The organism is Massilia horti, assembly GCF_004614195.1.
In the GTDB taxonomy this organism is placed as follows: domain Bacteria; phylum Pseudomonadota; class Gammaproteobacteria; order Burkholderiales; family Burkholderiaceae_D; genus Telluria; species Telluria horti.
Map to the genome: position 1 here is coordinate 1 of NZ_SPUM01000126.1, position 13,155 is coordinate 13,155.

The window sequence follows — 13,155 nt, forward strand, 5'->3', positions numbered from 1 at the left end:
CGCGGGGCCGCCGAGGACCTGTGCGCACGCGGTCACGGCATGCTGACTTGCGGCTGCGTCTTCACCACATTACGTTCGCGAACCGCGTGCGCACGGGTCCTCGGCGGCCCCGCGCACCCTACGCATGTTTACGCGCCGCGTGCCGATACGAAGGGCTTCAGGTCGTCACGCTCTGCGCCCACGCCAGCGCCGACAGGTGCGCCTTGTTTACGTCCAGCGGGCTGATGCCCAGCGACAATGCCAGCGAGGCCACCAGGTTCGAGTTCAGCTCGCACGCTTCGGCCAGCGCCAGGTAAGGGCCGTACATGCCTTCGCGCGTGAGCAGCGCGCGCACCACCTCTTCCGGCAGCTGGATCGTGTCCAGCACTTCCTGCATCGGCAGCCCGAGCAGGCGGTCGAGCAGCGAGAACATGCCCGCCACAAACAGGTTTTCGCCCTCCCCGCGCGCGAGGAATTTTTGGCCGAGCAGCTCGGCCAGGCGGCCGCGCACCACCGCCGTTTCCATCAGCACCGGCGAATAGCCGCTGGTGCTGGCGGTGGCGAGCAGCAGCGTCAGCCAGCGGTACAGCGGCGCATAGCCCAGCATGGCGATCGCCTGCCGGATCGACTGGATTTCGCGTCCCGAGCCGAAACTGGCTGAGTTGATATAACGCAGCAGTTTGTAGGTCAGCGCCGGGTCGCGCTTGAGCACGCCCTCCAGCTTGGGCACGTCCTCATTGTTCTGGACCATCCGCATCAGCTGCAGGATGATCTGTTGCGCCGGGTTCATGCCCGCCACCGGACTACCCGGGCGCGGCGTCAGGTGCAGCTTGCCGACGAACGCGTCCAGGCCAAGCGCGGCGCAGGCGTCGAAATCGGCCCAGGTGGTCACGGGACGCCCGACCATGCGCACCGCCGAGTTCTTGGCGGCAGCAAAGGCGCGCGCCTGCGCGGGCACATCGGCGCCGGTGAAGCGCACTTCGGCCCAGGATGCGACCGGGCTCAGGTTGCGGCTCAATAGATTGAGGTCGGCGCCGCGGATCGAAATGCCCACGTTACCGGCGCGCAGCCCCTTGACCGCGGCGCGGATGTCGGCATCGGCCAGGTGGCGCACATTGAGCGACAGCACCGTGTGCTCGGCCGGCAGCGCATGCAGCGCGTCCAGCGACAGCATCGCGGGCACCGCGTCGAGGAACAGGATCTTGTCGCGCAGGAGCCAGCCTTGCTCCTCGTCGAGCACATGCTCGGCCACGAATCCGACCAGCGATTCGAGATCGGCGTCCGTGACCTGCCTGTCGTGCTGCTGCCAGGACAGTTCATAGCCCATCACCCGTTGCTGCGGACTGAGTAACGGTTCACGGACGATAAAGTTTGTTTGATGCATTATTGGCGTGGCTGCGAGGCGGGTGTTGCGATACTTCTCAGAAGCCGAGACTGTCGAGCAGGTCGTCGACCTGGCCCTGGTTGGCCACGACTTCGCTGTTTCCTTCTGGCTTGATTTGCGGGCCGTTGAGCAGGCCGTTGTCGAACTCGCGGCGGATCTCCGCCGGCGCAAAGTCGACCAGCACCTGCACCAGCTGCTGCTCCAGGTTCTGGGCGATGCCCGTGATCCGGCCGATCACCTGGCCGGTCAGGTCCTGGAAGTCCTGCGCCAGCATGATGTCCATCAAATGGCCCTTGGTGGCGCTGGCCGCCTCGCGCGACTGGCCAAGCGCGCCGACGGTGCGCTGCGCGAGCGCGCGCCAGGCATCGGGACCGCCTTGTCCGTCGAGCAGTGCCTGCCACTGGCCCGCCAGCTCGCCCGCCGCGGCGTCGATGCCGTCCTGCAGCGGATTGGCGGCGTCGGTGGCGTCGAGCACCCTCTTGGCCGCTTGTTCCGACAGGCGCGCCACGTAATCGAGGCGATCGCGCGCATCCGGGATGTCGCTGGCCGCCTTTTCGATCAGCTTGTCCAGGCCCAGGCCGCGCAGGCTGTCATGCAGGGCGCGGGTCAGGTGGCCGATCCGGCCCAGCACCTCGTCATGCCCGCTGGCTGGCGCAGTTGGCTCACCCATGTCACGCACCGGCTTTTTCCATTTTCTCGAAAATCTTGTTCAGCTTTTCGTCCAGCGTCGCGGCCGTGAACGGCTTGACGACATAGCCGTTGGCGCCGGCTTGCGCTGCCGCAATGATGTTTTCTTTCTTTGCTTCCGCGGTCACCATCAGCACCGGCAGTTTGGCCAGCGCGGGATCGGCGCGAATGTTCTGCAACATGGTCAGGCCGTCCATGTTCGGCATGTTCCAGTCCGAGACGACGAAGTCGAACGATTCGCTGCGCAGCTTGGCCAGTGCCTGGACGCCGTCCTCTGCCTCGTCGACATTGGCGTAACCAAGTTCTTTCAACAAGTTCTTAACGATGCGGCGCATCGTCGAGAAATCGTCTACAACTAAAAAACGCAACTTTGGATCAGCCATGAAATACTCCGTTGATTCTCTTACTCTGGTTTAATGGTTTGAAATGGCAAACAAGCAGGCTTAAGCATAGCATTTTTGTTGCTCTACGGCGATAAAACCGCGGGGAAATGACAGGACGCGGATCAAACGCGCAACGCGCGGCCGCCATGCGCGGCCAGGTGCCCCAGCACCAGCCCGGGCAGCGCGGTCAATGGCGCGACCTCGTGCGCGGCGCCCAGCGCGATCGCCTCGCGCGGCATGCCGAACACCACGCACGACGCTTCGTCCTGGGCGAAGTTGTGTGCGCCCGCATTGCGCATCTCGAGCATGCCGGCGGCGCCGTCCTTGCCCATGCCGGTCAGGATCACCCCCACCGCGTTCTTGCCGGCCGCCTCGGCCGCCGAGCGGAACAGCACGTCGACCGACGGCCGGTGGCGGTTCACCGGCGGCGTCTGCTCGATCCGGGTCACGTAGTTGGCGCCCGAGCGCGCGAGCAGCAGGTGCGAATGGCCCGGCGCGATGTAGGCATGGCCGGGCAGCACCCGCTCGCCGCCCACCGCTTCCGACACGCTGATCTTGCACAGCGAATCGAGGCGCCGCGCGAACGAACTGGTGAAGCCTTCCGGCATATGCTGGGCGATCAGAATGCCCGGGCAGTCCGACGGCATCTGCATCAAAAATTCGCGGATCGCCTCGGTGCCGCCGGTCGAGGCGCCGATGATGATCAGCTTTTCCGACGAGGTGAGCGGGCTCCTCAAAGCCGGCAGCACCGGCGCCTGCGGACCCTGGTGCACGCTGCGCGGCCTGATGCGGGCGCGGCTGGCGGCGCGGATCTTGTCGGCGATTAGTTCGGCGTACTCGCGCATCCCGGTCTGGATCGACAGCTTCGGCTTGGTCACGAAGTCGACCGCGCCCAGTTCCAGCGCGCGCATCGTGATCTCCGAGCCGCGCTCGGTCAGCGAGGACACCATCAGCACCGGCATCGGGCGCAGGCGCATCAGCTTTTCCAGGAAGTCCAGGCCGTCCATCTTGGGCATCTCGACATCGAGCGTGAGCACATCGGGATTGGTCTTCTTGATAAGCTCCCGCGCCACCAGCGGGTCGGGCGCGACGCCGACCACCTCCATGTCCGGCTGCGAGTTCACGATCTCGCTCATCACACTGCGGATCAGGGCCGAATCGTCGACGATCACTACCTTGATTGTCATGGTTTGTCCCTTTCCTAGAACAGGTCGATTTCGCCGCCCACCGGCTCGACCTTGAGACGCTTGGCGTAATCGAGCTCGCGCCGCGCCAGCGTATCGTTATGGGTTTGCATCAGCTTCTTGACCAGCACCTTGCCGGTGCGCGGGAAGAAGTACACCTTGCGCGGGTGGATGTCGTTCAGGTCCTCGGCCATCACCGGAATGCGCTCGGTCTTGAGGAAGCTGGTGACAAATTGCGCGTTGCGCTCGCCCACGTTCATCGCGGTAAAGCCGCGCAGCACCGCGCCGCCGCCGAACACCTTCGCTTCCAGGTGCTCGCGCCGCGCGCCGGACTTGAGCAGGTCGTTGATCAGCACTTCCATGGCGTAGGTCCCGTAGCGCATCGAGGCCGACACCGGGCCCGAGTCGCCGCCATCGGGCAGCATGAAGTGGTTCATGCCGCCCAGGCCCGTGGTGCGGTCGCGGATGCAGGCCGACACGCACGAGCCCAGCACGGTCACGATCAGCATGTCGCGCCCGGTGTAGTAGTACTCGCCCGGCAGGATCTTCGCCGCGTCGCAATCGAAAGTGCGGTCGTAGTAGACGTTGGTGGCGAAGTGGCTATTCATAATTCATGGTCGCTTTCGTGAAAACGGCTAGCCGGCCCGGTCATCGAGCTGGTAAACCGTCTTGCCGCGCAGGCGCAGCGCGTCCGACACGTACAGGAAGTTTTCGGAGTGGCCGGCGAACAGCAGCGCGTGCGGCTTCATCAGGGGCACGAAGCGCGACAGGATCTTGCGCTGGGTCGGCTTGTCGAAATAGATCATCACGTTGCGGCAGAAGATCGCGTCGAACGGCCCCTTGATCTGCCAACCGTCCTCCAGCAGGTTCAGCTGGCGGAAGGTGACGAGCTGGCGCAGCTCCTGGCGCACCCGCACCATGCCCTGGTTGGCGCCTTTGCCACGCAAGAAAAAGCGCTTCAGGCGCTCCGGCTCGAGCTTGTCGACCCGCTCGATCGGATAGACGCCTTCGCTGGCGGTGGCCAGCACGTTGGTGTCGATGTCGGTGGCGAATATCTGCACCGGCGGAGTCAAGGTGCCGAACGCCTCGCACATGGTCATGGCGATCGAATACGGCTCTTCGCCCGTGGAGCTGGCCGAGCACCAGATCGACAGCTGCCCGCCTTCGCGCTGGCGCACCGCCAGGGCGTGGTCGGCCAGCAGCGGGAAGTGGTGCGCCTCGCGAAAGAACGACGTCAGGTTGGTGGTGAGCGCGTTGGTGAACGCCTCCCATTCATCCTGCATATGGCCGGCCTCGAGGCTGTCGAGGTAGCTGGTGAAGGCCGCAATACCGGTGGCGCGCAGGCGCCGCGCCAGGCGGCTGTAGACCATCTCCTGCTTGCTGTCGGCGAGCGAAATGCCCGCACGCTTGTGGATGAGCGAACGCACGCGCTCAAAGTCGCTGCGCGTGAACTCGAATTCCTTGACCGTTTCCTGTTTTTGCTGCGGCACGTTGCCCTACTTTCGTCTTCCTGTTCGGAGCGCGCGGCACTGGCCGCGATCCCCGCTGCTCGTGCCTACTACCTGCTTACGCCGCGATCTTGTCGATCAGGCCCATTTCGCTGGACGACATCAGCTTGTCGATGTCGATCAGGATCAGCATGCGCTCGTCGACCGTACCCAGGCCCATCAGGTATTCGGTGTTGAACGCGGTGCCCATCTCCGGCGCCGGCTTGACCTGGTCCGGCGTCAGGGTGGTCACGTCCGATACGCTGTCGACCACCATGCCCATGATGCGTCCGCCGATGTTCAGGATGATCACCACCGTGAACTGGTCATAGGTCGGGGTGCCCAGGTTGAACTTGATGCGCATGTCCACCACCGGAATGATGATACCGCGCAGGTTGATTACGCCTTTGATGAATTCGGGGGCATTGGCGATACGGGTGACAGCTTCGTAGCCGCGGATCTCCTGCACCTTCAGGATGTCGATGCCGTATTCCTCGGAGCCCAGGGTAAAGGCCAGGAATTCGCTGCCCGCGCCATCGCGCGCGTCGGGCTTGGTGGTGGGTTGAGTGGACATTCTTCAGTTCCTTTTGTTGATGTCAAACGATTCATAAGACGACGGCGTCGTCGGCGAGTTGGCGCGAGGAGCGCAACAGCGCCGCCACGTCCAGGATCAGGGCGACGCCGCCGTCGCCGAGGATGGTGGCACCCGAAATGCCTGCCACCTTACGGTAATTCGCTTCCAGGTTCTTGACCACGACCTGCTGCTGCCCGACCAGTTCATCCACAAACAGCGCCGCCTTGCGGCCCTCGGTTTCGAGGATCACGACGATCGCGTCGACCGGGTCGGTGAAGCGCGGCTCGATGTCGAACAGCTGGTGCAGCGGGATCAGGGGCAGGTATTCGCCGCGCACCTTGATCACGCGCCCGCGCCCGGAGATGTCCTTGATGTCGTCGCGCGCCGGCTGCAGCGACTCGACGACAAAGCCGAGCGGAAGGATGTAGATCTCGTCGCCGCAGCGGATCGACATGCCGTCCAGGATCGCCAGCGTGAGCGGCAGCGAGATCGAGATCGTGGTGCCGAAGCCCTTGGCCGAACGGATATCGACCGAGCCGCCCATCGCGGCGATGTTACGCTTGACCACGTCCATCCCGACTCCGCGCCCGGAGACGTCGGTGACGGTGTCCGCGGTCGAAAAGCCGGGAGCGAAGATCAGCTGCCAGACCTCGGCGTCGGTCATGTTCTCGTGCACCTGCAGGCCGTTCTGCTTTGCCTTGGCCAGGATCTTTTCGCGATTCAGGCCACCGCCGTCGTCGGCCACCTCGATCACGATGTTGCCGCCCTGGTGGCCGGCCGACAGGAACAGGCGCCCTGCTTCGGTCTTGCCGGCGGCGACGCGCGCGGCCGGCATCTCGATGCCGTGGTCGATGCTGTTGCGAACCAGGTGCGTGAGCGGGTCGACGATGCGCTCGATCAGGCCCTTGTCCAGCTCCGTCGCGGCGCCGTGCGTGATGAAGTCGACCTTCTTGCCCAGTTTCCCGGCCAGGTCGCGCACCATGCGCGGGAAGCGCGAGAACACGAAGTCCATCGGCATCATCCGGATCGACATCACCGCCTCCTGCAGCTCGCGCGTGTTGCGCGTGAGCTGGCTGATCGATCCGAGCAGGCGCTCGTGCGCCATCGGGTCGAGCGTGCTGCTGCGCTGCTCGATCATGGCCTGGGTGATCACCAGTTCGCCGATCAGGTTGATCAGCTGGTCGACCTTCTCCACCGACACCCGGATGGACGACGATTCGGAGTGGGCGGCGTGCGCGGCGCTGGCCGCCTGCGCCTTGTCGTCCTTCCTGGCCGCCCTGGCGTCAGGCGTGGGGGCTTCGGTCAGCGCGGCGGCATTCGGGGCGGCGGGCGTGGCTGGCGCGATGCCGGCCGCGGCGCGAATCTGTTCGATCGGCTGGAAAAAGCCGTAGCCGCGTTCGTCGTCCGACTGTGCCTGCTGCGCGGCCGGCGTCTCGTCGAGCGGATCAAAGAAGCCGTAGCCCTGCTGGTTCTCGATGCGTGCGCGCTCAAGGGCCTCGATCGCCCGCTGTTCGGGGGTGAGCGCCGGCGCTTCGAATATCTTCAGGTCTTCCGGGTCGAGCACGAACGAGCAGATCGCGATCAGGTCGTCCAGGCTCTCGTGGGTGGTGATGATCAGGGCGCTGCGGCCGCCTTCGAGCGGAGTCACCTGGACCCGGCCCAACAGGCCAAGCTCGTCGACCAGCGCATTGATGTCGCGCGGTTCGAGGTGCGGCAGCTCGATCTTGTAGCGGTGCGCGCCCTCCTCCGCATGGGCCTGCGCCTTCGGCTCGGCGTGCAGGAACGACGGCGCAACGCTGGGCGCGGCTGGCATGATGCCCTCGGCCAGGTCGTGCAGCACCATGCGCACGTTGGCAACAAGGTCCTGGTCGACGGCGGTGCCGATGCGGTGCCCGTCGAGCTGCATCTTGAGGATGTCCTTGGCCGCCAGGAACGCGTCCACGTGCGCGGCGGTGAGCGCCATTTCGCCCTTGCGGATGCGGTCAAGCAGCGATTCGAGCACGTGCGTGACTTCGCACATGTCGTTCAGGCCAAACGTCGAGGCGCCGCCCTTGATCGAGTGGGCGGTGCGGAACACTGCGTTCAGGTGCTCGGGATCAGGCGATGCGATATCGACGGCCAGCAGCAGTCGCTCCTTCTCGGCGAGGAGTTCTTCCGCCTCGTCAAAGAAGACCTGGTAGAACTGGCTGATGTCGATGGTCATGATGTTGTCCTGTTACGCGGCACGCGGCACGCGTCAGCCGATGACTTTCTTGACCACCTCGATCAGGCGCTGCGGATCGAACGGCTTGACCAGCCAGCCGTTGGCGCCGGCGGCGCGGCCCTTGGCCTTCATCTCGTCCGAGGACTCGGTGGTCAGCATCAGGATCGGCACCTTCTGGTAGGTCGGCAGGCCGCGCAGCATCTTGATCAGCTGCAGGCCGTCCATGCGCGGCATGTTCTGGTCGGTCAGGACCAGGTCGACGGTCTGCTGTTTCGCCTTGTCGAGACCATCCTGGCCGTCCACCGCCTCCACCACGTTGTAGCCCGCAGCCTTCAGGCTGAAGGCCACCATCTGGCGCAGGGAACTGGAATCGTCGACTGCGAGAATTGTTTTTGCCATCGTATGCTCCTGCTGTTTTATCTCTGGAATATCGGTCCGGGTGTTGTCATTGTCTGGCGTCCAAGCGTCAGAACAGCTCGATGTCGCCGCTCTCAAGGTGACGCTGCTCGACCGACTTGCGCAGCACGCTGCGCAGCTCGAGCGACTTGATCGCCAGCGCCATGCTGACCTTGCCCAGGCGGTCGATGATCTCCTCGTTGCCCGATTCGAGCGTGATGTCGGCGCCATGTTCGTCCAGCGTGCACAGGAACTCGCGCAGGCCCGACACGCGCTTTAAGGTGCGGTCGATCAGCTGGCTGGTCATGTCCTGGAACTGCATGCTGGTGATGGCGGTGTTCACGTGCTGGCCGATCTCGCCCGACATGCCGGCCAGCTGGGCGCTGTCCTCCGCGCTCGGTACGCCGCCCGCGAGCAGGCGGTTGATCGCATCCTGGCGCGCGCCGACCACGCTATGGATCGCCATGAAGCTGCCCGTCAGCTTGTCGATCGCCTCCTCGAGCAGCAGCTCGGTCTGCAGCAGGTCGGTCTCGACCTCGGTCAGGTGCCGGCGCCCATGCGCCGACACGCCGGAGAGCAGGCGCTTGACATGCGATCCCAGAATTTTTTTTCTTTTCATGAGAATGCTCCTCTACTTGGCCGCCTGGCTCGCGGCGGCCGTCAGCGCGCCCGCGCTCGCGGCCGCGCCTTGCACATCGGGCACGTCGAGCGTGGAGCTGTCACGCCGGATCGCCTCCTCGGTGCGCTTGTTCATCACGATGATGCTGATGCGCCGGTTGATCGGGTTGAACGGGTCCTTGCTGTCCAGGTGCACCGCCGAAGCCAGTCCCACCACGCGCAGGATCTTGTCGTCGGCCAGCCCGCCGCGCACCAGTTCCCGGCGCGACGCGTTGGCGCGGTCGGCCGACAGTTCCCAGTTGCTGTAGCCGGTCTGGCTCATGTACGGCGTCGAATCGGTGTGGCCCGACAAACCGATCTTGTTGGGCACCTCGTTGAGCACCAGGCCCAGCACGTCGAGAATATCGCGGGTGTACGGCTGCAGCTCGGCCTTGGCGAGCGCGAACATCGGGCGGTTCTGCTCGTCGACGATCTGGATCCGCAGGCCTTCGCTGGTAATGTCGAGCAGCAGCTGGTTCTTGAACTTGCGGGTCATCGGGTTGGCGTCGATCGCCGCCTCGATGCGCTTTTGCAGCGCCTGCAAGCGCACGTGTTCCTCGTGTTCGAGCGCGGCCTTGGCCGCCTTGAGGTCGTAGGTCTTTTTCTCGGCGGGGGTGTCGCCTTTCTTGACCTGGCCGGTGCGCCGGGTCAGGTCGTTGCCGCCGCCCTGGATGACCGACGAACTGTCGCCGCTGCCCGAGCCGCCCGACATCGCCACCTTGAGCGGGGTGCGGAAGTATTCCGCAATGCCCAGCAGGTCGCCCTTGGTGGTCGAGCCCAGCAGCCACATCAGCAGGAAGAACGCCATCATCGCGGTGACGAAGTCGGCGTAGGCGATCTTCCAGGCGCCGCCATGGTGGCCGCCGCCCTTCTTGATGCGCTTGACGACGATGGGCCGCAAGCCTTCATCTGCCATGGTGACCTCGGGTGTCGAATCGGTTCGGGTGCAGCATCGTGCTTACTTGCTCTTCGCCTTCTTGATGTGGTCTTCCAGCTCGGCAAAGCTCGGGCGCTCGGTCGAGTACAGCACCTTGCGGCCGAATTCGACCGCCAGCGCCGGCGCGTAGCCGTTCAGGCTCGCCAGCAGCGTCACCTTCACGCACTGGAGCATCTTGCTCGACTCTTCCAGCTTCTGTTCCAGCACAGTGGCCAGCGGGCCGACGAAGCCGTAGGCCAGCAGGATGCCCAGGAAGGTGCCGACCAGCGCGTGCGCGATCAGCATACCCAGCTCGGACGGCGGGATGCCGACCGATTCCATCGTGTGCACCACGCCCATCACCGCGGCGACGATGCCGAACGCCGGCAGGCCGTCGCCGATCTTGGCGATCACGTGCGCCGGCACCGAGCCTTCGTGGTGATGGGTCTCGATCTCGTTGTCCATCAGGTTCTCGATCTGGAACGCGTCCATGTTCCCGGATACCATCAGGCGCAGGTAGTCGGTCATGAATTCGACCACGTGGTGGTCGGCCAGCACCGCCGGGTACTTGGAGAACACCGGGCTCTCGTGCGGGGCCTCGATGTCGCCTTCGATCGACATCAGGCCTTCCTTGCGCACCTTGGACAGCACGTCGAACAGCAGCGCCATCAGCTCCATGTACAGCTCACGGGTGTAGCGCGAGCCGTGGAACACGGTGGGCAGCGCCTTGAGCGTCGCCTTGACCGCCTTGCCGTTGTTGCCAACGAAGAAAGCGCCCAGTGCCGCGCCGCCAATCATGAACAGTTCCTTCGGCTGAAACAGCGCGGCCAGGTGCCCGCCCTGCCAGGCAAAGCCACCGAATACCGCCACGAGGACGACGACGTATCCAATAATGACTAACAAGCGCTCACACTCCCAATGCAATATCCGGTTACGGCAAAACCCGGCAAATCCAAAAACGTTGAATTTAGAAAATATTTACGTAAGGAACTACTCTAGCCTGAGAATGACTTAGCGGCAAGAGGAAACCCCGGGATTGTCGCCTAAAAGTGCCATACGTAAAGAGGTAAAGCACCATCTGTAGGTACAACGCAAAGATTTGGCTCATGACCTGGCACAGGGAATTCGTAACTGACAAGCATTGAGCCCGGGCGCATCTCGCGTGCGGCCTTGCGCCACAGCGCCTCCATGGCGGCCGGCGACAGGTAGGCGAAGATCGCGTCGTACTGGCCGAAGTCGAGCGTTTCGTAGTCGCCGCGGAGAAAAACCGCCTGGCTGCCCGAGCAGGCGGCGCGCAGCCGGCTCACCAGCCACGGCAGCGGCGCCAGTTCGATCCCGCTCGCCCTCGACTCGGGACGGCGCCGCGCCAGGTCAAGCACGAGACCACCCAGGCCGCTGCCGATATCGATCACGCAAAGCGGCCGGTCCTGCGGCAACAGGCGCGCAAAGGCGTCGCGCACGGCGCGGCTTGACGGGTAGTACGGCACCTGGGTGCGGAAGGTCGACCAGAAAACCAGCAGCAGCAACAAGAAGGCGGCCATGAAGACCGACGGCGGCAGGTCAAGCCGATGGGCCGCCACGAGCGCCAGCGGGAACAGGAACTGGATCGGCAGCCACCAGCGCGCCAGGCGCGGCCAGCTGATGACGGCGGCAAGCAGCCCCTGCAGCAAGGCCACGTGGACGTAGCCGACGCCAATTCCCGCCCGGGCCGTGACGAACACGGTCAGCAGCATCAGCGGAAAGGCAAGAAACTGGATCAGGAAAGCCCGGACCGCAGGCGCAGTCCGGATACGACGAAGGGCGGGGTTCAATCCCCGCCCTTCCCTGTGAAGATGGTCATGCTCAGGCAGCTTGCAGGGCCGCCGCGTCCCTGGCCTTGCGGGTCTTGCCGGCCCGCGAAGGCATGTGGCACAGGCCGCAACGGTAGCCCTGGTTCAGGTCGAGCGCATTGACGACGAACTTGCCCTTGCACTCCTCGCAGCTGGTCAACCCCAGCATGTCGCTCTGGAAGAAGCGCACCAGGGTCCAGGCGCGGGTGAGCGAGAGCAGCGGCTCCTCGCCCGGCTCGGGCGGCATCTGCTCGAGATACAGCTTATACGCCTTCATCACGGCGTGAATGCCGGTGGCGCCCGCGTGCTCGATCAGGAATTTGTGGATGTTAATGAACAACGAGGAATGGATATTCGGCTGCCAGGTCAGGAACCAGTCGGTCGAGAATGGCAGCATGCCCTTCGGCGGCGAGACTCCCTTGAGCTCCTTGTACAGCTTGAGCAGGCGTTCGCGCGACAGCGACACCTCGGTCTCCAGCAATTGCAGGCGCGCGCCAAGCTGGATCAGTTCGATGGCCAACTGAATTTCCTGAGCCTCCGACACGACGCTTTTCTTGCTCATTTTCCGCTCCCTCGACAACAAGTTAAGCGATCTCTTCCACCGGCTGGCCGGCCATCAGGATCGCCGCGTGCGACTGGGCCAGCGCGCGGTCCTTGTTGTAGTTGGTGAGCATCGACAGGATGGCGGTGTCGTCGAAGCGGAAACGGGCCAGCATCATGTTGCTGCCGGCGAGCTTGAGGATCTGGGCATTGCTCATGCTTTCGATCAGGTCGGCGATCTCGCTCGAAATCCCGAGACGGAAAATAGCGGTGACTTTATCGGCGCGGATCATCTGCTGCGCGAGCATCAGGTAGCTCAGATTAGCATCACGAATTTCAGCCATCATGTCGTTCGCAGTCATTTTCCTTCTCTCCATTGAAACCGTTTTGGAAATCTGGCCCTGAATCAATATTGCCAGTGGGATACATTCTGACTGTCTGGAAACTTTTGCGGTATAGGGGGAAATCTGTATTTTTCGTCCGCGCAAGACGAAGTCGACCCGTAGGAGTTTGTCTGACAAACCCTGCCGGATCGTGGTGGCGCCCCTATGAAAAGGGGACGAAGAAGCGGTGTGAAAAACGGTGCTGACTACACTGGCTGCGAGCGCCTTGACGTGCATCTGAATTGGTTTACGTCAAGCTTTTGGGGAACTTTAGGGTTGTTCCAAAAAAATTTTTGGCCCCATTCACAGTCTTCAGTCAGCTTTACGGCAACGCCAGCGCGAACTTTAGGGTTGTCCGAAAATATTTTTGAATAACCAAGTAATTTAGTCAGGAAATCAACATGGCCGCGATTGCAAACGAAGCGTAAGGGGTGCAAGGCCGCCCAGGAGGCGTGCGCACGCTACAAGGTTAGCTCCAAAAATCGTCGTTCCCGTACGCCTCCGGGAATTTCACCTCCATTTGATAGCAGACTTGCATCCCTCGCGGCCGACC

Annotated in this window: 15 protein-coding genes; all 15 read right to left on the minus strand. The window is 63.6% G+C overall.

All coding sequences use genetic code 11. The annotated features are described in order from the left end of the window. Positions 1-157 precede the first annotated feature (157 nt). Positions 158-1,363, minus strand: a complete 1,206-nt coding sequence (locus tag E4O92_RS19025) for an EAL and HDOD domain-containing protein (protein WP_135191232.1) — start codon at positions 1,361-1,363, stop codon at positions 158-160. A gap of 37 nt (positions 1,364-1,400) precedes the next feature. Continuing rightward, entirely contained in the window at positions 1,401-2,033 is a 633-nt protein-coding gene (gene cheZ / locus E4O92_RS19030; RefSeq protein ID WP_135191233.1) for a protein phosphatase CheZ, read from the minus strand. Position 2,034: 1 nt separating this feature from the next. After that, positions 2,035-2,433, minus strand: coding sequence for a chemotaxis response regulator CheY (gene cheY, locus E4O92_RS19035; RefSeq protein WP_135191234.1), 399 nt, complete (start codon positions 2,431-2,433; stop codon positions 2,035-2,037). Positions 2,434-2,555: 122 nt separating this feature from the next. Beyond that, a complete protein-coding gene (locus E4O92_RS19040) occupies positions 2,556-3,620 on the minus strand; it encodes a protein-glutamate methylesterase/protein-glutamine glutaminase (protein ID WP_135191235.1) in 1,065 nt (354 codons plus the stop codon). Positions 3,621-3,634: 14 nt separating this feature from the next. Continuing rightward, the gene (gene cheD, locus E4O92_RS19045) at positions 3,635-4,225 is read right to left on the minus strand and encodes a chemoreceptor glutamine deamidase CheD (RefSeq protein WP_135191236.1); all 591 of its coding nucleotides are present in this window, start codon (positions 4,223-4,225) and stop codon (positions 3,635-3,637) included. Between the two features lie 27 nt (positions 4,226-4,252). Next, positions 4,253-5,107 (minus strand): CheR family methyltransferase, encoded by an 855-nt coding sequence (locus E4O92_RS19050; RefSeq protein ID WP_135191237.1) that lies wholly within the window; start codon positions 5,105-5,107, stop codon positions 4,253-4,255. A gap of 76 nt (positions 5,108-5,183) precedes the next feature. Next, a complete protein-coding gene (locus E4O92_RS19055) occupies positions 5,184-5,678 on the minus strand; it encodes a chemotaxis protein CheW (protein ID WP_135191238.1) in 495 nt (164 codons plus the stop codon). A 31-nt stretch (positions 5,679-5,709) separates the two neighbouring features. Then, positions 5,710-7,881: a chemotaxis protein CheA gene (gene cheA / locus E4O92_RS19060; RefSeq protein ID WP_135191239.1), complete on the minus strand. Its 2,172-nt coding sequence runs from the start codon at positions 7,879-7,881 to the stop codon at positions 5,710-5,712. Positions 7,882-7,914: 33 nt separating this feature from the next. After that, positions 7,915-8,280, minus strand: a complete 366-nt coding sequence (locus E4O92_RS19065; RefSeq protein WP_135191240.1) for a response regulator — start codon at positions 8,278-8,280, stop codon at positions 7,915-7,917. 67 nt (positions 8,281-8,347) lie between these two features. Beyond that, positions 8,348-8,896 (minus strand): chemotaxis protein, encoded by a 549-nt coding sequence (locus E4O92_RS19070; RefSeq protein WP_135191241.1) that lies wholly within the window; start codon positions 8,894-8,896, stop codon positions 8,348-8,350. A 12-nt stretch (positions 8,897-8,908) separates the two neighbouring features. Further along, complete coding sequence (gene motB / locus E4O92_RS19075) at positions 8,909-9,850, minus strand: flagellar motor protein MotB (RefSeq protein ID WP_135191242.1); 942 nt, start codon at positions 9,848-9,850, stop codon at positions 8,909-8,911. Between the two features lie 42 nt (positions 9,851-9,892). Next, complete coding sequence (gene motA / locus E4O92_RS19080; protein ID WP_135191243.1) at positions 9,893-10,753, minus strand: flagellar motor stator protein MotA; 861 nt, start codon at positions 10,751-10,753, stop codon at positions 9,893-9,895. Positions 10,754-10,893: 140 nt separating this feature from the next. Next, complete coding sequence (locus E4O92_RS19085) at positions 10,894-11,661, minus strand: class I SAM-dependent methyltransferase (protein WP_229483519.1); 768 nt, start codon at positions 11,659-11,661, stop codon at positions 10,894-10,896. A gap of 31 nt (positions 11,662-11,692) precedes the next feature. Then, positions 11,693-12,241 carry a flagellar transcriptional regulator FlhC gene (gene flhC, locus E4O92_RS19090; RefSeq protein ID WP_135191244.1) on the minus strand — a complete coding sequence of 183 codons (549 nt, stop codon included), beginning with the start codon at positions 12,239-12,241 and terminating at the stop codon, positions 11,693-11,695. A 22-nt stretch (positions 12,242-12,263) separates the two neighbouring features. After that, on the minus strand, positions 12,264-12,581 hold the full coding sequence (flhD, locus tag E4O92_RS19095) for a flagellar transcriptional regulator FlhD (protein WP_135191245.1): 318 nt from the start codon (positions 12,579-12,581) through the stop codon (positions 12,264-12,266). Between the last annotated feature and the right edge of the window lie 574 nt (positions 12,582-13,155).